Source organism: Bradyrhizobium zhengyangense (assembly GCF_022012555.1).
In the GTDB taxonomy this organism is placed as follows: domain Bacteria; phylum Pseudomonadota; class Alphaproteobacteria; order Rhizobiales; family Xanthobacteraceae; genus Bradyrhizobium; species Bradyrhizobium zhengyangense.
The window spans coordinates 141,393-162,007 of the sequence record NZ_JAKLTZ010000010.1; the positions used below are offsets into that span (position 1 = coordinate 141,393).

Annotated in this window: 17 protein-coding genes; 6 read left to right on the forward strand and 11 right to left on the reverse strand. The window is 60.3% G+C overall.

Annotation, left to right across the window (positions count from 1 at the left end; all coding sequences use genetic code 11):
* Positions 1 to 2: 2 nt before the first annotated feature.
* The 3 genes from L6639_RS30500 (at position 3) to L6639_RS30510 (ending at position 3,369) form a co-directional block, all read left to right on the forward strand.
* On the forward strand, positions 3 to 1,076 hold the full coding sequence (locus L6639_RS30500) for a branched-chain amino acid ABC transporter permease (protein WP_237865071.1): 1,074 nt from the start codon (positions 3 to 5) through the stop codon (positions 1,074 to 1,076).
* Positions 1,077 to 1,118: 42 nt separating this feature from the next.
* Positions 1,119 to 2,402 carry an ABC transporter substrate-binding protein gene (locus L6639_RS30505; protein WP_237865072.1) on the forward strand — a complete coding sequence of 428 codons (1,284 nt, stop codon included), beginning with the start codon at positions 1,119 to 1,121 and terminating at the stop codon, positions 2,400 to 2,402.
* 127 nt (positions 2,403 to 2,529) lie between these two features.
* Positions 2,530 to 3,369: an ABC transporter ATP-binding protein gene (locus L6639_RS30510; protein WP_237865073.1), complete on the forward strand. Its 840-nt coding sequence runs from the start codon at positions 2,530 to 2,532 to the stop codon at positions 3,367 to 3,369.
* Here the strand turns inward: L6639_RS30510 and L6639_RS30515 are convergent.
* Positions 3,366 to 4,508, reverse strand: coding sequence for an AGE family epimerase/isomerase (locus L6639_RS30515; RefSeq protein WP_237865075.1), 1,143 nt, complete (start codon positions 4,506 to 4,508; stop codon positions 3,366 to 3,368). The genes L6639_RS30510 and L6639_RS30515 overlap by 4 nt on opposite strands.
* Positions 4,509 to 4,594: 86 nt before the next feature.
* Here L6639_RS30515 and L6639_RS30520 point away from each other — a divergent pair, with 86 nt between their 5' ends.
* Positions 4,595 to 5,818, forward strand: a complete 1,224-nt coding sequence (locus L6639_RS30520; protein WP_237865076.1) for a phenylacetate--CoA ligase family protein — start codon at positions 4,595 to 4,597, stop codon at positions 5,816 to 5,818.
* Positions 5,819 to 5,820: 2 nt separating this feature from the next.
* On the opposite strand, the gene L6639_RS30525 is transcribed toward L6639_RS30520, so the two are convergent.
* Positions 5,821 to 7,458, reverse strand: a complete 1,638-nt coding sequence (locus L6639_RS30525) for a carbamoyltransferase family protein (protein ID WP_237865077.1) — start codon at positions 7,456 to 7,458, stop codon at positions 5,821 to 5,823.
* 154 nt (positions 7,459 to 7,612) lie between these two features.
* On the opposite strand from L6639_RS30525, the gene L6639_RS30530 reads away from it, so the two are divergent.
* Both L6639_RS30530 and L6639_RS30535 read left to right on the forward strand, forming a co-directional pair.
* Entirely contained in the window at positions 7,613 to 8,116 is a 504-nt protein-coding gene (locus L6639_RS30530) for a D-glycero-alpha-D-manno-heptose-1,7-bisphosphate 7-phosphatase (protein WP_237865078.1), read from the forward strand.
* Between the two features lie 340 nt (positions 8,117 to 8,456).
* On the forward strand, positions 8,457 to 9,560 hold the full coding sequence (locus L6639_RS30535) for a hypothetical protein (protein ID WP_237865079.1): 1,104 nt from the start codon (positions 8,457 to 8,459) through the stop codon (positions 9,558 to 9,560).
* Between the two features lie 11 nt (positions 9,561 to 9,571).
* Here L6639_RS30535 and L6639_RS30540 read toward each other — a convergent pair whose 3' ends face one another.
* The 9 genes from L6639_RS30540 to L6639_RS30580 all read right to left on the reverse strand — a co-directional run bounded on the left by L6639_RS30540 (position 9,572) and on the right by L6639_RS30580 (position 20,613).
* Entirely contained in the window at positions 9,572 to 10,876 is a 1,305-nt protein-coding gene (locus L6639_RS30540; RefSeq protein ID WP_237865080.1) for a nucleotide sugar dehydrogenase, read from the reverse strand.
* A gap of 192 nt (positions 10,877 to 11,068) precedes the next feature.
* Entirely contained in the window at positions 11,069 to 12,118 is a 1,050-nt protein-coding gene (wecB, locus tag L6639_RS30545; RefSeq protein WP_237865081.1) for a non-hydrolyzing UDP-N-acetylglucosamine 2-epimerase, read from the reverse strand.
* A 26-nt stretch (positions 12,119 to 12,144) separates the two neighbouring features.
* Entirely contained in the window at positions 12,145 to 13,029 is an 885-nt protein-coding gene (locus L6639_RS30550; protein WP_237865082.1) for an NAD-dependent epimerase/dehydratase family protein, read from the reverse strand.
* A 7-nt stretch (positions 13,030 to 13,036) separates the two neighbouring features.
* Positions 13,037 to 14,161, reverse strand: coding sequence for a class I SAM-dependent methyltransferase (locus L6639_RS30555; RefSeq protein ID WP_237865084.1), 1,125 nt, complete (start codon positions 14,159 to 14,161; stop codon positions 13,037 to 13,039).
* Between the two features lie 24 nt (positions 14,162 to 14,185).
* The gene (gene asnB, locus L6639_RS30560; protein ID WP_237865085.1) at positions 14,186 to 16,048 is read right to left on the reverse strand and encodes an asparagine synthase (glutamine-hydrolyzing); all 1,863 of its coding nucleotides are present in this window, start codon (positions 16,046 to 16,048) and stop codon (positions 14,186 to 14,188) included.
* Between the two features lie 141 nt (positions 16,049 to 16,189).
* Positions 16,190 to 17,140: a methionyl-tRNA formyltransferase gene (locus L6639_RS30565; protein ID WP_237865086.1), complete on the reverse strand. Its 951-nt coding sequence runs from the start codon at positions 17,138 to 17,140 to the stop codon at positions 16,190 to 16,192.
* Positions 17,141 to 17,839, reverse strand: a complete 699-nt coding sequence (locus L6639_RS30570) for a polysaccharide deacetylase family protein (RefSeq protein ID WP_237865087.1) — start codon at positions 17,837 to 17,839, stop codon at positions 17,141 to 17,143. It abuts the gene before it with no gap.
* Positions 17,840 to 17,868: 29 nt separating this feature from the next.
* Positions 17,869 to 18,957 (reverse strand): glycosyltransferase, encoded by a 1,089-nt coding sequence (locus L6639_RS30575; protein ID WP_237865088.1) that lies wholly within the window; start codon positions 18,955 to 18,957, stop codon positions 17,869 to 17,871.
* A gap of 90 nt (positions 18,958 to 19,047) precedes the next feature.
* On the reverse strand, positions 19,048 to 20,613 hold the full coding sequence (locus L6639_RS30580; RefSeq protein ID WP_237865089.1) for a glycosyltransferase family 4 protein: 1,566 nt from the start codon (positions 20,611 to 20,613) through the stop codon (positions 19,048 to 19,050).
* Positions 20,614 to 20,615 lie beyond the last annotated feature (2 nt).

Below are 20,615 nucleotides of genomic sequence, written 5' to 3' on the forward strand. Positions count from 1 at the left end.
CCATGGCCGGCCCTTCCCTCATCCCTGCTGGTGATTTCCGCACCTCTTATGCGGCCGACACCACGATCTTCCCGGCCACGACCAGCCGCAACTTCGCGATTGTTGGCGTGCTGCTGCTCTGCCTCTTGCCGCAATTTCTCAGCGGCTATTGGCTGAGCATCCTGATCCAGATCGGCATCTTTTCGATCGCCGCGCTGGGGCTGAACATCCTCGTTGGCTTCACTGGCCAGATCTCGATCGGCCACGCCGCCTTCTTCCTGCTCGGCGCCTTCACCTCGGCTTACATCTCCAACAACGCGCCGATCCCGGTGTTCTTCGCGATCCCGCTCGCCGGTGTCGTTACCGCGCTGGTCGGGCTGATCTTCGGCATTCCAGCGGCGCGACTGAAGGGTCTCTATCTCGTGATCGCGACGCTGGCCGCGCAATACATCCTGCTCGACTTCTTCTCCCGCGCAGAATGGTTTTCCGGCGGCTCCGTGCCGGCGAGCGCAAATCCATTCTCGATCTTCGGCTATACGCTCCGGGGCGATAAGCAATATTTCTACGTCGTGCTGGCCTATGTGCTCGCGAGCTACATTCTCGTCACCAACCTGATGCGCACGCGCGACGGCCGCGCGCTGGTGGCGATCCGCGACCATTATCTCTCCGCCGAGATCATGGGCATCAACCTTACCAAATACCGCACGCTGTCGTTTGGCCTGGCCGCCTTCTTCGCCGGAATCGCCGGCGCGCTTTATGCGCATTACCAGCTCGTCGTGTCGCAGGAAGGCTTCGGCATCGAGCGTTCGATCCTGTTCCTCGCCATGATCATCATCGGCGGCACCGGCTCGATCATGGGCACGCTGATGGGCACCGCCTTCGTGGTGCTGCTGCCTGAATCCATGGAATGGATCAGCCTGCATCTGAAGGGCGGCGCGATTGATCAGGCGCTGTCGCTCAACAACAACCTCACCTTCCTGCGCGAGATCGCGATCGGGCTCATCATCATCGTGTTCCTGATGTTCGAGCCTGACGGGCTCGCGCATCGCTGGCGACAGATCAAGGCGTACTGGAAACTCTACCCGTTCTCGTATTGAGCGCGGTCAATTCAACAAACCAATAACAGGAGGAGACGACCTATGAAGACAAAAGCCCTTTTGAGCACCGCCTCACTCGCGCTGGCGATCGCCGCATTTTCCGCCGGCGCCCAGGCGCAGATCGCGATCGGCCATCTCGAGGATCGCTCGGGCGGCACCGCCGACGTCGGCACGCCGTTCGGCCAGGCCGTCGCCGATACCTTCGCCTGGGTCAACAAGAACGGCGGCGTCGGCGGCAAGCAGCTCAATGTCGACACGAACGACTACGGTTACCAGGTGCCGCGCGCGATCGCGCTCTACAAGAAGTGGTCGGCGCCGGACAACAAGGTCGCAGCCATCATGGGCTGGGGCACGGCGGACACCGAAGCGCTGACCGGCTTCCTCGCCCAGGACAAGATCCCCGACATGTCCGGCTCTTACGCTGCAGCCCTGTCGGATCCTGAAGGCGCCAGCGGCAAGGCCAAGCCCGCGCCCTACAATTTCTTCTATGGCCCGACCTATTCGGACGCGCTGCGCGCAATGCTGATGTGGGCGGCCGAGGACTGGAAGGCCAAGGGCAAGCCCGGCAAGCCGAAATACGTCCATATGGGCGCCAACCATCCCTACCCCAACGCGCCGAAGGCCGCTGGCGAGGCGCTCGCCACCGAGCTCGGCTTCGAAGTGCTCCCGCCGCTGGTGTTCGCTTTGAGCCCCGGCGACTACAGCAGCCAGTGCCTGAGCCTGAAGAGCTCCGGTGCGAACTACGCCTATCTCGGCAACACCCCCCAATCCAACGTGTCGGTGCTGAAGGCCTGCAAGGCCGCCAACGTCGACGTTCAGTTCCTCGGCAACGTGTGGGGCATGGACGAGAATGGCGCGAAGGCTGCCGGCGACGCCGCCGATGGCGTGGTGTTCCCGCTGCGCACGGCGGTCGGATGGGGCGGCGATGCGCCCGGCATGAAGACGGTGATGGAAATCTCCAAGATGTCCGATCCCACCGGCAAGGTCTACCGCCCGGTGCACTACGTCGCCGCCGTCTGCTCGGCGCTTTACATGAAGGAGGCGCTCGACTGGGCGGCCAAGAACGGCGGTGCCACCGGCGAGAACGTCGCCAAGGGCTTCTACCAGAAGAAGGACTGGGTGCCATCAGGGATGGAAGGCGTCTGCAATCCCTCGACTTGGACCGAGAAGGACCATCGCGGCACCATGAAGGTTGACCTCTATCGCACGAAGGTGTCGGGCGCGACCGATGGCGACATCAACGACCTGATGGGCAAAGGCACGATCAAGCTGGAGAAGGTCAAGTCGGTCGAGCTGCCGCGCAAGCCGGAATGGTTCGGCTGGTGAGCGCCTGATCCGTTCGTCGTTCCGGGACGCCTCGACGAGGCGAACCCGGAACCTCGAGATTCCGGGTTCGGTCCTGCGGACCGCCCCGGAATGACTGGATTGAAGCTGTGACGACAGCGGAGACAATATGACCGACACCCTCGAAGCATCTCGCGCCAAGCCGACTGCCGTGGCTCCCGCTCCCCTCCTCGCCGTGCGCAACATCGAGGTCGTCTATGACGACGTCATCCTGGTGCTGCGCGGCCTCAGCCTTGACGTGCCCAAGGGCGCGATCGTGGCGCTGCTCGGCGCCAACGGCGCCGGCAAATCGACGACGCTGAAGGCGATCTCGGGTCTGCTCAAGACCGAGGACGGCGAGGTCACGCGCGGCGAGATCCTGTTCGAGGGCGAGCCCATCGCCGGCATCGATCCCGACAAGATCGTTCGCCGCGGCATTTTCCAGGTGATGGAGGGCCGGCGCATCGTTGCCGACATGACGTCGCTTGAAAACCTCAGGCTCGGCGCCTTCACCCGCCGGGATCGCGAGGTCGATGCCGACCTCGACATGGTCTTCAATTATTTCCCGCGCCTGAAGGAGCGCACGGGCCTTGCCGGCTATCTCTCCGGCGGCGAGCAGCAGATGCTGGCGATCGGCCGCGCGCTGATGGCGCGCCCGAAGATGATCCTGATGGACGAACCATCGATGGGCCTGTCACCGCTGCTGGTAAAGGAGGTGTTCTCCATCATCCAGAAGATCAATCGCGACCTCGGCGTCACCATCCTTCTGGTGGAGCAGAACGCCCGCGCCGCGTTGTCGGTGGCAAGCCATGGCTACATCATGGAACAGGGCAAGGTCGTGCTCGACGGTACGGCGGACGAATTGCGCGACAACGAGGACGTCAAGGAGTTCTACCTCGGCGGGGCTGGCGACCAGCGCAAGAGTTTTAAAAACCTCAAGAGCTTCAAGCGGCGCAAACGGTGGCTTTAACCTTCAAGCACCTGCTCCGCTTCCGTGACCGCGCAGAGAACATGATAGAACGACGACGCAGGAATGGTGTCGATCAGCGATTTGCCGTCGCTGTCGAACTGGTCGTACCAGCCGCCCCGCACGGGATGGCTGAGATAATGCCGCTCGAGCCGCACCAGCGTCGCGCGCGCTTCCTCCGCCGCGCCCGCCTCGCCGGACTCGGCCTGCGCAATCCACGCCTTCGCCAACTCGGTCTGGGGCCACAGCCGTCGCGTGCTGCGACGGACATTCCCGCTCGCATCGCCTTCGTCGACGAGACAGCCGGTGGCCGCATCGCGGTAGCGCAAGGCGGTCGCAAGCAACTCGGCGCGCCGCGTGCCGGTCGGACATCCCGTGATGCGCTCAAAGCCTTTCAGCAGCCAGACCCATTCCGCCTGATGGCCCGGCTCGACGCTGACAGGCTCGATCTTCGACCAGTCCTCCTCGAAATGCTCTGTGAGGATACGCTTCTGCTTGTCGTAGAGATTGGCGAGGAACAGCGCGAAGAACTCACCGGCGCGATTCTGGAACGACAGATCGTGGGTCGCGTCGAAACACGCGATCATCGCCTCGAACAGATGCATGTGCGGGTTCTGCCGGCGCGGCAGCGTGACCGGCAGGCCTTCGTGCACGCCGCCATGCGGCGAGCGCAGATGGCCGTCGAGGAAGCCAAGCAGCGCGTCGATCTCCGCGCGGACCTGCGCGTCCTGATCGAGCGAATAAACGGTCGCAAGCGCGAAGAGGATGAAAGCGTGGTCATAGGCATCGCGGCGCGCATCCAGCACGGCGCCTTCAGGCGTCAGACGGTGCACATAGCCGGGCTTGCCGTCGGGCGCCTTCGCCTTTGCCAAGAGGTGCTCGAGCCCCTTCAGCGCAATGGCGCGGCCTTGCGGATACCAGCCCATCTGCGCTGCCTTGGCGTAGCAATAGATCTGGCGGGCCTGCACCATCACTCGTCGCGGCGCGGCCATATCCGCGGTGCCGTCGCGGTGCAGCCGATCGATGAAGCCACCCGAGCCGCCGTCCCAGCCGACGGTCGACCACAACGGGATCGCGTCCTCGATCATGCGGCGCTTCAGGCGCGCGACGACCTCAGCCGTCTTGATGCTCTCGTCCGCCATCACGTTCTCTCCACGCCCAACCAATGGCCGTCTGATACCCATGCGAGCGGCGGCGTGCAACGGATGCTAACCCGGAAAGATCTGCCATGACCGCCCATTACGACGCCCTCGAGACGCGCGATCATACGGCGCGCGAGGCTGATTTGTTCGCCCGTCTGCCAGACGTGCTGCGCAGCGCCATGGCCGCACCAGCCTATGCCGAGCGCTTCAGGGGCATCGATTCCGCCTCCGTGACCTCTAGAGCGGCGCTGGCGCGCCTGCCGGTGCTGCGCAAGTCGGAGCTGCCGGCCCTGCACAAAGCGTCCCAGCCCTTTGGTGGCTTTGTGACGGCTGCCGCCGGGGCGTTCGCGCGCCTGTTCACCTCCCCGGGCCCGATCTTCGAGCCGGAAGGACGCCAGGCCGACCCCTGGCGCGGCGCGCGAGCGCTGTTTGCCGCCGGGTTCCGGCCCGAGGACATCGTGCTCAACACATTCAGCTACCACCTCACCCCCGGCGGCTTCATCTTCGATTCCTCCGCGCGCTCGCTGGGTTGCGCCGTAATCCCGGCTGGTCCCGGCAATACCGAGCAACAATTCGAGCTGATCGAGGCCTACCGACCCATTGGCTACAGCGGCACGCCTGATTTTCTGAAGATCCTGCTCGATTCCGCCGCGACGGCCGGCCGCGACGTCTCCTCGATCAAGCGCGCGCTGGTCTCGGGCGCGGCATTCCCGCCCTCCCTCCAGGCCGAGATCAAGGCGCGCGGCATCGACGCCTATCAGGCATTCGGCACGGCCGATCTCGGCCTCATCGCATTTGAGACCGAGGCGCGCGACGGCATGGTCCTCAACGAGGATCTGATCATGGAGATCGTCAAACCGGGCACTGGAGATCCGGTGACGCCGGGCGATGTCGGCGAGATCGTGGTGACCTCGCTCGATCCGCATCATCCCTGGATTCGGTTGGCGCTCGGCGACCTCACCGCTTCGCTGCCAGGCACGAGCCCGTGCGGGCGCACCAATATGCGCATCAAGGGCTGGATGGGTCGTGCCGACCAGACCACCAAGGTCAAGGGCATGTTCGTCCGCCCCGAGCAGATCGCCGAGATCGGCAAGCGCCATCCCGCGCTCGGAAGGTTGCGCCTGGTCGTCACCCGTCAGGGCGAGGCCGACGCGATGACGCTGAAAGCCGAGACGGGCGCTTCGAACGATGCGCTGCGTGAAGAGATCGCGAGCAGTCTGCGGGCCGTGACCAAGCTCGGCGGCGCAGTCGAGCTGGTCAGCCCAGGGGCGCTGCCGAACGACGGCAAGGTGATCGCGGACGAGCGCTGAGCTCAGCCCGCTTTCGACAGCCGATAATTGCCAAGATAGAGCACGTCGAGCCCCGAGCAGAAATAGGTGTGCAGCGCTTCCAGCGGCGCGTTCACGGTCGGCTGCTCGTTGATGTTGAGGCTGGTGTTGATCAGGACGGGCAGCGAGGTTGCCTTCGCGAACTCGCCGATCAGGCGGCTGTAGAGCGGATTGCTGTCGGCATGAACGCTCTGGATGCGCGCAGTGTTGTCGACATGGACAACCGCAGGCATCGTATCGGCGACCTTCTCGTTGACTGGAAAGGTCACGACCATGAAGGGCGCGTCGAACGCGTCCTCGAAATATTCGGCCTGGCGCTCATACAGCACCGACGGGCAGAACGGGCGGAATTCCTCGCGATATTTGATCGTGAGGTTGATGCGGTCCTTCATGCTGGCCTGGCGCGGATCGGCCAGGATTGAGCGGTTGCCGAGCGCGCGCGGCCCGTATTCCATCCGCCCCTGGAACCAGCCCACCGTCTTCTGCTCGGCGAGATCGGTGACACAGCGCGCCACGGGATCGTCGAGCAGCTCGAACCGCGCGCCGATCTTGTCGAGCGTCTCGCGGATCGTGTCGTTGGAGTATTCCGGTCCCCAATAGGCGTGAGACAGCGGCGAGATCGCGTGGCCCGCCTCCGCGCATTTCATCATCGCAGCGCCCAGCGCCACGCCCGCATCGTGCGGTACCGGCGGCACGTACAGACGCTTCACCGACGGCTCGGCGGCGATCTCCATGTTCATCTTGCAGTTCAGCCCGACGCCGCCGGCGATGCAGACGTCGCCGCAACCGGTCTCGGCAATCGCGGAGCGGATCACTTCGGTGGTGACGATCTCGAGCTGCTTCTGGCCGCTCGCCGCGATATTGGTCATGCGCTGGTCGAGCGGCGCGCCGCGCAGGCGCCGCGGCCCGAGGATCTCCTCCATCTTCCCGGTGAAGATGCGCTCCTGCCGCGTCGAGAAATCGCTGGTGAAAATGTCCGCATCGTGCCGGCGCTTGTCGAGCTCGGGATCAAGCTCATAATTGATGCCGTTCGGGCGCAGCAGCTTGGCGAACTTGTCGAGATAGTCCGGGCTGCCATAGGAGGACAGGCCCATGACCTTGTACTCGTCGTTGGTCATCTGGTAGCCGAGATACTGGGTCAGCATCCCGTAATACAGGCCGAGGCTGTTGTGGCGGCCGAACCGCGTCAACACGCGAAAATCGTTGCCGCGCGCATGCGCGACAAGACCGGAGCTGGAATCGCCGGAGAAGTCGAAGCAGGCCACCGTCGCCTCGGAAAAACCTGAGCCGTAGAACGAGCTCGCGGCGTGGCACAGATGGTGGTCATAGAGCTCGATCTTCGGACTGTGCCCGAACTGGTATCGAAAATATTCGGTGAGGCGCTGCGCGTAATTCGTGTAGGTCTTCAGCGGCGAGCAGATCCAGTCGACGTCGCGCATGGTGATACCGGCCTGCTTCAGGCAGAACCCGATGGCGCCGCGGGGCAGCTCGCCGCGCGCGTGCTTGGCCAGCGTGAAACGCTCCTCCTCGGCGGCCGCGATCAACTCGCCGTCGCGCAGCAGGACGGCCGCGCCGTCGTGATGGCCGTGCTTGATGCCGGAGCTGATCCCAATCGCGTACATGCGCATATACCCTCGAAAAACCGCCTTCTACAGCAACCTGAGGCAAAGTAAATCGCCTCCCCCCGGATGTGAGCCGACGGTTCTGGCTTGATCCGGACGCCCGCGCCTGTAGCATGGGAGAACGTGCCTTGAAGCCCACCAAATCAGCTGTTTGATGAAAAAGCCCGCCGTCTTTCTCGATCGCGACGGGGTCCTCAATGAGGACGCCGGATATGTCGTCCGCCCGGAGGATCTAAGATGGATCGCGGGCGCCCGCGAAGCAGTGAAGCTCATCAACGACGCAGGCTACTTTGCCTTCGTGGTCACCAATCAATCTGGCGTCGGCCGCGGCTTCTATGAGGAAAGCGACGTGCAGGAGCTCCACAGATGGATGGCGGACGAACTGGCCAGGATCGGCGCACGCATCGACCAGTTCGAGTACTGTCCTGAGCACCCGGAAGCCGTCGTCGAGCGCTACCGGGCCGCCAGCCCCCGGCGCAAGCCAGAGCCGGGAATGATCATCGACCTCGTGATGCGCTACGACGTGGACAAAAGCCGAAGCATGCTCATCGGCGACAAGCAGACGGACATTGAGGCGGCCGACGCCGCCGGCATCAAGGGCCACCTTTTCTCAGGGGGCAATTTGTACACCTTCATCAAATCCCTGCTCCCGGCATGAGGGCAAAGCCAGGGCACAGCGCCACTGGCGACGCTGATCGACACCTGAGACCCCCAACACTTGCCAACCGGTCATCCTTTCGATAGCACGAACTTCCTGCGTCCATGGGCACGAACACGCGATGAACAGTCCTGCCCCATCAGCGAGATTGACCTCACATCAGGTTGCGCTGACTCTGCTGCTCCTGTCCTATACGGTGGCGCTCTGCATCTCCACGGTCCTCGTGATGGACGTCTTTCAAGGCGTCGTCGCGTTCGATCGCGCTCACCTCGTTCTCGCAATCGTCAGCGTTTCGATCTTCGCGCCGGCTGTCCTGCTCTTCGCCTACGCCCGATTCAGCTTGGGCTACATCGTCAGCTTCAATTTCTACACGATGATCGCCGGGTATCTCTGGCTGATCGCATTCTCACTTCTTCGCTACGATCATCTATTGGCGTACGTGTCGATCATCTTGTCCGGACTGGCGTTCACTGTGCCCGCCCTGTTCATCACCTCTCCGATCAGCCGGCCGCTCGATATATCGCCCCGCGCCTTCGACCACCTGCTTTCGCTTATCCTGCTTGTCGGAACAGGCATCGTCGCCGTAGGGGCGCTCTACAACTTCACTCCGGCAGGCCTTTCCGAAATTTACAAATATCGGGCCGAGATGAACTTTCCCGCGCCGCTTCGATATGCCATCGGAATTGCATCGAACGCTTTGCTGCCCTTTGCATTTGCGAGCTTCCTGGAGCGCAAGCTCTACTGGCGCGCCGGACTGACCTTGCTGCTGCTTCTGCTGCTGTATCCGGTCACGTTGACGAAGCTGACGCTCTTTGCGCCGTTCTGGCTGCTGTTTCTCGCAGCGCTGTCGACGCTCACGCCTCCCAAGCTCGCGACGATCATGTCTCTGCTTGTCCCGATGCTGGCCGGCATCGTCGCATTCTATATGATGAGGGCTGGTATGTTTCCGCTCGGCATCGGATCGCTGTACGTCGGAACCGTCAACAGCCGCATGATCGCGATGCCTTCGGTCGCCCTGGAGGTCTACAACAACTTCTTTGCAGAGCATCCGCTGACCCATTTTTGTCAGATCAACGTACTGAAGCTCTTCATGAGCTGTCCCTACACCGAGCCGCTATCCGTCGTCATGTCGAAAGCCTATCAGCTTGGCGCTTTCAACGCATCGCTGTTTGCGACTGAGGGCATCGCCTCCGTCGGGCCGGCGCTGGCGCCATTGTCCGCACTCGGATGCGGGCTGATCGTGGCTCTGGCAAACCGCCTGTCGTCAGGCCTGCCGCCCCGACTCGTCCTGGTTTCGTCCGGACTCATCTTGCAGGTGCTTACCAATGTGCCGCTGACAACGAACCTGTTGTCGAACGGGGCCGCGGTGCTGTTCCTGCTGTGGTACATTTCACCGCGGCCAACTGTCACGACAGCCGGTAAGGAGCCACAGGGCCCGAAATAGCCGACGACGGCTCAGGCGCGAACGATATTGTCGCGCGGCTGGAGATATTTTCCGCGGCAGTCGACGATCAGGGACGCCTCCTTGCGGATCAGCTCATAGTCGAACTTGTCGTGGTCCGTCGCGAGCAGTACGCAATCGAAGCGCTTGAAATTGTCCGCCGTGGGCGCCACGCTGGAGAGATCGAACGAGTGCGCCCGCATCTTCGGAAAGGACGGCACGTGCGGATCGCTGTAAGCGACGTTGGCGCCGAGATCGCGAAGGCGCTCCATCAGCAGAACCGACGGCGACTCGCGAACGTCATCGACGTTTTTCTTGTAGGCGATGCCGAGCACCAGAATTGAGCTGCCCTTGATCGACTTGTTGCGCTGGTTGAGCGCAAGCGAGATTTTCGAGACCACATAATCCGGCATCGACGAATTGATCTCGCCGGCAAGCTCGATGAAGCGCGTGTGCATGCCGTATTCACGCGCCTTCCAGGTCAGGTAGAACGGGTCGATCGGGATGCAGTGACCGCCGATGCCCGGGCCGGGATAATAGGGCACGAAGCCGAAGGGCTTGGTGGCAGCCGCGCGGATCACCTCGTGAATATCGATCCCCATCCTGTCCGCGACCATCTTCATCTCGTTGACGAGGCCGATGTTCACCGAACGATGGATGTTCTCCAGCAGCTTCGTCAGCTCGGCAGCCTGGGTCGAGCTCACTGGAACGACCTTATCGATCACCTGACGATAGAGTGCGATGCCCGCCTCGAGACACGCCGGTGTGCATCCGCCGCAGACTTTTGGAATGGATCGCGTCGTAAAGTTCTGGTTGCCCGGATCCTCGCGCTCTGGCGAGAACACGAGGAACACATCGGTACCCACCTTGAACCCGCGGCTCTCGATGCGCGGCATCAACTCCTCCTCGGTCGTACCCGGATAAGTCGTGCTTTCGAGCGACAACACCATGCCTTTGCGCAGGTGGGGCACCAGCGACTCGGTCGTGTTGAGCACGAAGCTGAGATCGGGCTCACGGTATTTGTTCAGCGGCGTCGGAACGCACAGGATCAGTGCATCGACCTCATTGGCGCGAGAGAAGTCGGTCGTCGGCTCGAAGCCGAGCTCATTCGCATTCTTGATGCTCGCGCCCGAGATGTGCTCGATGTAGGAGTGTCCCTTTCGGAGCGCATCGACCTTGGTCTTGTCGATGTCGAAGCCGATGACCTTGTAGCCCACCTCGCAATAACGAAGCATCAGGGGCAGACCGACATAGCCAAGACCAACGATACCGATCTTGGCCGTCCTGCGGTCCAGCTTGTCGATCAATTCACTTTTCATCTCGGAGCCCCTGGTTCACCAAGAATGAGATCCACGATGGGGAAATCACTCGTTCCTATCTGACTTGAATTCAAGCGCGGTATCGCGGTTTTGTGGCCGCTGCATAGACCGGATGGGCGGGATCTACAAGCGACAACCCAGTGGCTAGGTACCGCTGAACCGCAACCCGGGCTGGAGTGCAGCCGGGCTCAACTAGGCCGTTGCCACTTCCCGGATCAAATCGACGACCTTGAGGGCGGCCCGGCCGTGCCCGTATTCGCTGATGTCCTTCCGGTCACGATAGTCCGGCCCCTTCCAGAGCCTGTTCCAGCCATGCTCGACCGTCTCCGTCCACTCGGTTTCGTCCCGCAGCGTGATGCAGGGCACGCGGTGGAAATAGGCTTCCTTTTGAAGTCCCCCGGAGTCGGTATAAACTTCGACGGCGTGATGCAGCAGCTTTGCCATGTCGATATAACCAAGCGGTCCAACGACCTGAAGGCCGTTCAACTCCACACCCATTCGGGATGCTGCGTGACGCGTTCGGGGGTGGAGCGGCAATACCACAGGTAGCGTCCGCACTTTTTCCTGCAGGAACTCCACGACTGCCCGCAACTGGCGTGGATCGTCGGTGTTCTCGGCACGATGAACGGTCGCGAGCGCATAGTGTTTGGGCTCGAGACTGAGCTTCTCGAGTATGCTTGAACTCCGTTCCGCCTTTCCGATCGCGAACAACGTGGCGTCGTACATGACGTCCCCGGCGTGATGCACGCCCTTCACGATGCCCTCGGCTGCAAGATTGGCGACCGCAGTCGTTGTCGGGCAGAGGTGGAGCGTTGACAAATGGTCCGTGACGAGGCGATTGATCTCTTCCGGCATACGGCGGTTGAACGAGCGCAGGCCGGCCTCGACGTGGGCGACGGGAATATGCAATTTGGATGCAGCCAAAGCTCCAGCCAGAGTGGAGTTGGTGTCGCCGTAGACGACGACGCAGTCGGGCTTCTCCAGATGCAGGATCGGCTCTATCGCTATCAGCATCCGTCCGGTCATATCGCCGTGGCCGCCACCGTTGATAGCGAGATGATGTTGCGGCCTCGGAATGTCCAATTCGTCGAAGAACACGTCCGACATATCGGCGTCGAAATGCTGCCCGGTGTGGACCATGACCTCGAATGTGCCGCTGGTCTCCCGAATGGCACGGCTGACTGTCGCAGCTTTAATGAACTGCGGCCGCGCGCCGACGATGGTGAGGACTTTCAGAACCATGGGCATGACTCACACAATGGGACTTCTCAAGATGGTCTGACCGCCTCAGACTCGTCCGAAGCAATCGTCTTCCGCAAACCTTCCTCAAAAGAGGCAAACCTCTTCAGTTCGTATCGCGACGCGAGACGACTGAGGTCGGGGACGATGTTCGCGGCCGGAGCATCCACGATCTCAAATTTCGGTTCGATCCCAAGTTGGCCACCGATGACATTCGCGATCTGCCGAATTGACAGTGTCTCCGGCGTCGCCACATTCAGCGTTCCCGTCCAGGACGACGCCGCACTTGCAAGAATGACGTCAACGATATTGCCGATGAAAGTGGGCGCGAGGCGAATGCCGTCGACGTTTCCCGCAAGCTGAACGGCCTTGCCGGATCGAACACGGCGGATCAACTCCGGTATGAGCCGATCGTGCTGACCGGGACCATATGGAAAGAACAGCCGCAGGACGTTCAAGGCGAATAAGCTCGAAAATGGCTTCGCAAGAATCTCCGACGCAAGCTTGCTCGCACCAAGAAAGCCATTCGGGGCCAGCGGAATGTCCTCGCGCAAAGCTTCCGAGAAAGGCTCATAGACCGCTCCGGAGGACAGCAGGCAGAATTGCTTGACTGAAGATCGAGCCGCCCACTCGAGCAGCAGCATCGTCATACCGACGTTGACCGCAAACATCTCTCGCGAATCCGCCGGAAACTGGCGATAGCTGCGCGATTGCGCCGCGTGAATCACCATGTCGACCGCTTTCGGGAACATGTCGGGATCGATGGCCTTGGTGCCGTCCCAGGCCAAGTTGGTGCCGAAAGCTGCCGATGTTCCTGGCCGGCACACGCAGAATAACTCATGCCCGTCGGCCATCAGCCGGGCGCTGAGAGCGGAACCGACAAAGCCGGTGCTGCCAGTCAACAAAATCCGCATGCTCTTATCAGGCCGCCGGTTTCGTCAGCAGAACGGAGATACCGTTCGGATTGGAATCGTTGAAGGCGTAGGTCCTGACCCCGAGGTCCTTCAACCAACCTTCGACTTCATCGTCCGTGTGCTGCCATGCATTATGCGGATGATACCAGTCGAAGTTGACCATATTGTTGGTTTCATAGTCGAACGCCTCGTTCCAGAAGCACTTCAGGAAATTGTAGTACAGCAATCTCTGAACGTTGTGCGTGCCGGCAGGAATTCCGAGAACCGGAATCGGCTTTTCGAGTGTGATCGTCGCGTTGAGCCGAGACAGTTCCCGGCCAAGATCCGTGATACCCTCGCACGCTGCATAACATTCCTCGGCCGACAGTGGCATGAAGTTCTGGCGCACGTGGTCGTCGGTAAATACGCGCACTGCGCCCATCTTCCTATAGACGTAGAAAAAAAACTGTCCACCCGGCCGCACCTTCCGATACAGGGCCTCAACGGCCGCTCTCGTATTCGGGGTATGATGCAGCACGCCGTCCGCAATGATGAAGTCGAAAGTGTCGTCCTCGAACGGGGCGTCCATCAGATCGGCTTGCACCACCGAGCAATTGTCCAAATCGCGCGTATTCTCGAACGTCGTCAGCGCGGCATCGGAGACGTCGAGAGCAAATACCTCTCCAGGGCAGTTTTCCGCGATGAACTTCGTATTGAAGCCGGAACCCGGCCCCACTTCCAGGACGCGCTTCTTGGCCCGATAGAAGTCCTTAAGCGCGCCCAGATCGGGCACGCCAAGCTTCTTGCAGTACCAACCGAACAGGAACTCCTTGTGCTCGGGCTCCAGACCGTACTTCTTGAAGCGGCGCCATTTATCCGAAAACGTCTCGTTGGTCTTGGCCTGCTCAGCGGCCTCGGGCCGGCTTGGCGACATCGCGGACTTCAGCAAGCCATGGCGCGCGCAAAACTCGGTTAAATCGGGCTGCATAGGTCCGGTCAGAAAACAGGGGACACCCTGCAGGATCGGATACCAGATGGAAGGATCGGCCGTCCGAAAGATGCCTTCGATCACGTGGCCACCTTGCTGGCTGAAGACCTCCAGCTGAAGCTCCTTTCCGTTCGGACGGAAAAATTGTCGGCTCGCAGTTCGCATGAGTAAGATATCCCAAAATTCCGGCTAGTGGAGCGCGCCACCATAGGCGTTGTACTGCTTGCACCACGACTCAAAGCTGAGAAGGCACCAGATCAACGCAACATGGTTGGCCTTCCCCTCAAAATGCTCGTTCAAGATCCCGCGCACATACCCCGGCTGGAGTACACCTCGCCGCCTGATCCGAGATTCGGACAGCTGTTCCTCGATCCACGAACGAAGGGCTCCCCTGTACCAAGAAGCGTCCGGCGGGCCAAATCCCATCTTTGGCTTTCGATAGATCATATCAGGAACAAGCGGTCGGACTGCCTCGCGGAACAGGATCTTGCCCGTCGCACCGTCGGACAACAGCTTCCAGTCCACGTTGAACAAATAGTCCACCAGCTCACTGTCGAGGAGCGGAACTCTCGCCTCGAGGGAGTGCGCCATGGACAACTTGTCTTCCAGCGACAAGAGTCCCGGAAGATAAGTCGTCAAATCGACATGCATGACGACGTCCCAGGGATCTTGCGATGGCGCGGTCTCGATGGCTTGTTCGATTGCGGCGAGCGGATCAAAGCCACTCGCCTCCCGCAAGAACTCCGGCGTGAAGGCCTCCCTCATCCTTGCGGCCGCGAGCGGAACGTTCAGGGTCGAGCGGTAAAGCGCCAATCCATCTTTCGCCGGTTGTCCCTGTCGTACCGCTGACCGAATATATTGGAGGATGCGCTGCCCGAGTGAGGGCGGCCCTGACCTAGGCACGATCGCGTATCTACCGACATATCCGCCGGTCACCTCGTCACCGCCCGTTCCCGACAACACCACCTTGGCGTCCTGCGCAACTCGCTGCGCGATCAGATAGTTGACGTAGGCCATCCCCATGCGAGGATATTCGAGTGCAGCGACGGTTGCATCCAGAGTGGTGGTCAAAGCGTTCTGGGGAACGACCAATTCGGTGCGTTCGATGTTCAGATTTTCTGCCACAGCCCGCGAGAACTCGCGTTCGTCGACGAAGCTATCCTCTCCAACATTCTCAAGATCAAAAATGCAGGAGTAAGCGCGGACGACCGGATCGATCTTGTGGGCACCAGATGTAATGGCGGAGCTATCGATGCCGCCGGACAAGTATGCCATCACCGGCACATCGGCTGCCAGCTGCCGTTTGAGCGCGCTCTGCAGAATATCGGCGAATTCGCCAGATGCTTGCGCCAGACTTGGCGAATAAGTCCGCTTGTAAACGGGCGACCAATAGGTGCTCCCGGAACGACCGCCTGCTGTGAACCGCTGGAACGTACCGGGCTTGAGGAGGCGGACGCCGCGGAATGGGGTGCGCCCATCCCAGTTGTTCATCAACGTGAAAAATTCGAGCGTCGCCGAGGCCTCAAATTCCGTGCGTATCAATCCGCTCGCATGCAGCGCCCGGACCTCAGATCCGAACACGATTCCCCCTGCCGGCAAATCCGCAAGGTAGACCGGCTTGATCCCGTAGCGATCGCGGGCGACCACCAACTCACGCTGGTTCTCATCCCAGATGGCACACGCGAACATGCCGTTGAGGCGGCCGAATAGCTTCTCCCCCCACTGCTCCCAGCCGTGGACGAGCACTTCGGTGTCCGAGTGGTCGGTTCTGAAGACATGCCCGGCGTCCTGTAACTCGCGCCTCAGCTCACGGTGATTGTAGATCTCGCCGTTGAACACGACCCAGACCCGCCCATCCTCGTTGGACATCGGCTGGTTACCGGTTGCGAGATCAACGATAGCCAGGCGACGAAACCCCAACGCAACGTCGGACGTAAGATGGTAGCCACAGTCATCGGGACCGCGGTGCACGATACTGGCAGTCATGCTTCGGATACGCTGGTCCGCGTCCGTGCAGGTGCCAAAATGCAAGATGCCAGAGATGCCGCACATTTGGACTACAGTATCTGTGACGAGAGTGTGAGTTCGCGATCGAGGCTACACAAAGCTATCTTTACGTTCACGACGCCCCCAAGATTTGTCCATACCGCACGGACCGAACAGAGTCGGCGCCCGGTCTTTCTGTCGATCGAACTAGTTGAGATCGCCGCCAAATCGTCGCCCGACGATGCCGGACAACGCCAATGGGTCAACGTCTTTGCCGTCAACCACGGCATGCCTGATCCATAGCGGCGCTGCGCCAGTCTGCACAATGAAGCCAGACGGAAGGACGCGCAAAATGCGACCGGGCGTACGAGGCTGGTCTCGGAACAAGAAACGATCATATCGCTGCGCTCTGAGAACTCTCCACTTCTCGGTGCCAAGATATGTGAATGCACCTGGGTAAGGTGGAACCTGCGCCCGGATGAAATCGCAAATTTGACGGTCAGTCATCGTGAAGTCGATCAGCCCGTCCGCCTCGGTCCTCTTCGGATAATGGGTCAGAAAGCGACGGTCCTGAGCCTGCCCGCCTTCTCCGGCCACCACTTTCCCGATTGCGGCAAGAAACAAGTCCGCCCCAACGTCCATCACCTTTTCATAAAGTGTCCGGACGTCGTCGTGCTCGGTTATTTCGACGACCTGGGCGGCCATGATGTCGCCGTCGTCTGCATTTGGAGTCAAGCGGAATACGAAGACCTCAATATCGGACTGCCCGTTTATGATATTCCAGACGAGCGGCGCTCTGCCCAGTCCAAGCGGTGGATGACCTGCGTGAATTCCAAGCGCGCCAAATCGCGCGCGAGAAAAGACTTCCGATGGTATCAACCGATTCCAGCCGTTGACGACAAGCAGGTCGAAGTCCAACGCCTGTACATCTTCGACGCGGATCTTGTACTCGCCAGTCAGCTGGATACATCGCAATCCGTGCGCCAGACACCACGGCAAAACATCAACATATCCGGACACGGCGTATTTTGTTGCCAGCTCGGGCGTAATCGTCACAACCGCAGCAACATCAACACCGGCCTCTATCAGCCGCGCAAGGCCGTAGAGGCCGTTCTCCGCGCAGGTCACATAGAGGAGCTTGGGACTGTCAATCGGCATCTAGTTGCCCAGCCCATGGAAATAAGGTCCCTTCAGGAGAAGGTCCTTCTCGAACCACCAGTCCGGGTGAACCAATATCTGAAAACGCGGGTGCTTGTTGAAGTGGACGAGCGGATCGCCCTCTCGCCAAAACCCATTCGAGTCTGACAGATATTTCATTTCGTTGAAGAAGCGCTTTTCGAGCGCGTAGTTCCGGAAGCCGGCCTCAAGCGGATCGAAACTATCGTGGTAGTTTCCGGTCTGATGAACAATCTGGCTGATGTCGCGATGCTCGGACGTCGAGTTGATCTCAAAGCCCGTGATCGCCTCGAGCACGGCCTTCTCCCTCCGTAGCAACGCAACAGGCGACATCTCCAAGGCGCGTCCGATTGTCATCGCCTCAAAGTGCAATCCAATCTCGTGCCCCAATCCTCTCAAGCCGTGGATGAGGCGATACACGTGCGGAGTGAAACAATTGTACTCGTGCGCGTGAACTCTAAAAAAGTACGTAGCGGAAACTCCCAGGTCAGCTTCGATCGCCGCAAGCTGACTGACGCCGTTGAGCGTGTAGTCGACGTCATGGCGCATAATCAGCGTTCGCTCATGGCGGGCATCGTATTTCTCGAATGAACTCACGTTGTAGCCGGCATCAAGCGCGGTACGCAGCAGCAACCGATAGTACTCGAACGTGAATGGCTTCGGATTGGACGAGCTTGACATTGGACTAGATCACCATGGGCTAGAGTTTCCTAGACGAAGGACAACGCCTCTCCAGGATGAGCATAAAGTTTTGCCAGCGCTCCTGCAATTTTCCTTGGATCGTGCCACCGGCGGACAAAATCAGCCGACCGCCTGCCGTGTTCGATCAACAATTCAGGCCGGTCAAGAATTTTCGAGAGATCGCGCTCCAGATGGTCGGGATCGAGCCCGAGTATCGGAAGCTCATCCCACATCTGAGCAGGCACGAAGCGCTTGTCCTCCTCGCGAATGTAGGCCGCCACTGGCTTCCCCATCGCCATCAACTCGACAGCAAATCCACCATACCAGCCATAGAGGATCTGATCGATCGCAAGATCCGCACCTCGATACATTTCCATCGCTTGCCCGTGCGGAACACCTTTTACCAGGATCAGATCGAATTGATATTTCGAGGCAAGCCGATCCAGGGCCGCAAGTATCAGATCCGTCCCCTTGGTTTTTGGATCGCTCGGCGCGTGAACAATCTTGATCCGACGCGACCCTGACGGTGGCTGTTGCTCGACGTTGTTTACGTCGACGTTCGCGTACGGCAGAAAAACACCATTTGGGATATAGTGCCCAAGCTCGGGGTTCAAATAGAACACCTGGTCCATCAACGGCAGAAGGGTTTGAGCCATTGCTTCGCGATCGCTGTCGTATTGCTTGACGCAGGCATCGAAAGCGCCACAGCGCTCCGGATGGCAAGGTGTCCACCTGTTTCTCTCGAAGGATCGCTTTGCCAAGCGAGCGTCACACCCCTGCAGCGTCATGAATGTGCGCTTCCCGAGCCGCTTTGCGAGTTTGACGTCGCGGAGAATCCAATTGTCCAGGGCTGCTCGTCGACCGAATGCCATGCCGTGATCGTCCCAAAGGGAGAAGCTGCGGCCGAAATAGTAGTGAATGACGTCGTATTTGAATGGCGCGCGGAGACCAAAAGCGAAGCGCCTCAGCTTTTCAGAAATTGTCTTTCGCCCGAGGGCGCCCACGGTCACGTCGGCGGGGTAGCCCAGCCAAGTCCCGTAATTGACGGCGACGTCGCTTTGCAGACCCAACTCCCGCTCGGCCCTCGAAAGGGTCCAAGGCTGATTGCCGACGTTCACTGGTCCATGGAGAACTCTCATGTTTGCAACCAAGGGCATTTATCCAGCGAAGACAAGTGGGAAGGTACCGATTAATCCGACGAAACCGCTCTAGAGCTGAACGCCGTTTCGAGCAACGCCATTTGACGAGGAGCGCTGCTCGCGTCCGATCTCGACGAGTTTCTGATAGGCTCGCAATTGCAGCTCGACAATCCGCTCCGCTGAGTGAAAGCGTCGGATCCAGGCACTCCCCGCATCGCCGATCCGCTGCGCGTCACTCGGATCGGAGGCGATTTGGCGGAGCGCCGCGGCAATCTCGCTCTCAGTGGATGCCGCGACTATAGGGGGCGCCTCAGAAAAAAACTCCTCCGCCGAAGCGCGATCAATATTGGTGATGACCGGCCTTCCGAGTGCCAAGGCTTCGAATGTTATCCCCCCGAACGAGGGAAGAACAAATTGGTCCAGCACCGCGTGACTCGACAGATACGCTTGCCAAAGTTGGGGTTTGCGCATCGGTTCCAGCCAGGTCACCTTGTCCTCCAATCCAAGGCTACGGATGAGCTCGCGCGATGCCTGGAGATCGCGTCCCCACGCGATCATCACCAATCGCAATCTGCCGTCTTCGCGAGCCACGGCCGCGAAAGCTCGGATCAACCTGTCGTTCCCCTTGACCAGGCTGGGATCGGCGTCTCTCCAGTCATGCCTTGCCGGATGAAAGAATACGATCCGATCCTTAGGAGGAGACTCTTGCTCGTTCGCGATTTTGAAATCAACAAGTTTCTTGTCGTCGAATGCGTGAGGAAGAGGAGTGATCCGTTTCGCTGGAATCCCGAGGCGCTTTGCCGCGGAAAGACAATCGATATTGGTTACCAGCACGTGCTCCGCCCCAAGGAAGACGGCTCTCGTCAAACGTCCAAGGCTGTCATCCCCGAAGGGAAGCGCTCTGAGCGTCCCGTGTTCGTAGGCGACGTAGGGATGACGCGCCAATAACGGCCAGGCGCCATCCGTCGAGTAGGCCTGGACAACATCAAAATGAGCAAAGAGTGGCAGCAGAGGCGCTAGCCGGGCTCGATACACGGTAAGATCCCCTTCGCGTAGTGGGGATCTTGGCTTCATCGCCTGTCGTGAGATGTCTGACTGTCGTGCCAGCTTCGATTGCTGGTCCCCACCCCAAACCAGTTGCAATGCTCGAAAGCCCGAGCGCCAGCCGAAGCGCTTCGCTCTCAGGCCATAGCGCATTGCGCGTGCGTATGTGGTTTGCGAAGATACTTTCCTTCGAGCACGATCCAATGCATCGCGAAGCTGCGCCGCTCGATCCGAGTTCCCTGTGACTTCCGCTTCGATCATCGAACAGCAGAGCTTAAGGGGACCCGACGCAAACCAATTCGGTCGATGGTAGCCCCCTAGATCCACGCTGGACCAATCAGGAAAGAAGGGATCGCCAAGATCGCCCTCGAAGGTCGCCTCCTCCCATTCGGGGCAGGCCATGATGTGATAGTTTTCGTAAGCCAAGACGTAAGCCTCGACTCCGTGTTGACGCTGGATCCTCGCATTGTTGAACGCGTTGTTTGCGATATTACCGACATGCAACACCCGCAAAGCTCGCCCATGCCGCCGCTGAAAGGCGCGATACCAATCGAAGCCGTCATCTCGTATCAGTGCGATCCTGCTCGACATTT

Excerpts from the sequence above, each read along its gene's own strand:
- L6639_RS30500 (WP_237865071.1), top strand. The coding sequence starts at position 3 with ATGGCCGGCCCTTCCCTCATCCCTGCTGGTGATTTCCGCACCTCTTAT.
- L6639_RS30505 (WP_237865072.1), top strand. The coding sequence starts at position 1,119 with ATGAAGACAAAAGCCCTTTTGAGCACCGCCTCACTCGCGCTGGCGATC.
- L6639_RS30510 (WP_237865073.1), top strand. The coding sequence starts at position 2,530 with ATGACCGACACCCTCGAAGCATCTCGCGCCAAGCCGACTGCCGTGGCT.
- L6639_RS30515 (WP_237865075.1), bottom strand. The coding sequence starts at position 4,508 with ATGGCGGACGAGAGCATCAAGACGGCTGAGGTCGTCGCGCGCCTGAAG.
- L6639_RS30520 (WP_237865076.1), top strand. The coding sequence starts at position 4,595 with ATGACCGCCCATTACGACGCCCTCGAGACGCGCGATCATACGGCGCGC.
- L6639_RS30525 (WP_237865077.1), bottom strand. The coding sequence starts at position 7,458 with ATGTACGCGATTGGGATCAGCTCCGGCATCAAGCACGGCCATCACGAC.
- L6639_RS30530 (WP_237865078.1), top strand. The coding sequence starts at position 7,613 with ATGAAAAAGCCCGCCGTCTTTCTCGATCGCGACGGGGTCCTCAATGAG.
- L6639_RS30540 (WP_237865080.1), bottom strand. The coding sequence starts at position 10,876 with ATGAAAAGTGAATTGATCGACAAGCTGGACCGCAGGACGGCCAAGATC.
- wecB (WP_237865081.1), bottom strand. The coding sequence starts at position 12,118 with ATGGTTCTGAAAGTCCTCACCATCGTCGGCGCGCGGCCGCAGTTCATT.
- L6639_RS30550 (WP_237865082.1), bottom strand. The coding sequence starts at position 13,029 with ATGCGGATTTTGTTGACTGGCAGCACCGGCTTTGTCGGTTCCGCTCTC.
- L6639_RS30555 (WP_237865084.1), bottom strand. The coding sequence starts at position 14,161 with ATGCGAACTGCGAGCCGACAATTTTTCCGTCCGAACGGAAAGGAGCTT.
- asnB (WP_237865085.1), bottom strand. The coding sequence starts at position 16,048 with ATGTGCGGCATCTCTGGCATCTTGCATTTTGGCACCTGCACGGACGCG.
- L6639_RS30565 (WP_237865086.1), bottom strand. The coding sequence starts at position 17,140 with ATGCCGATTGACAGTCCCAAGCTCCTCTATGTGACCTGCGCGGAGAAC.
- L6639_RS30570 (WP_237865087.1), bottom strand. The coding sequence starts at position 17,839 with ATGTCAAGCTCGTCCAATCCGAAGCCATTCACGTTCGAGTACTATCGG.
- L6639_RS30580 (WP_237865089.1), bottom strand. The coding sequence starts at position 20,613 with ATGTCGAGCAGGATCGCACTGATACGAGATGACGGCTTCGATTGGTAT.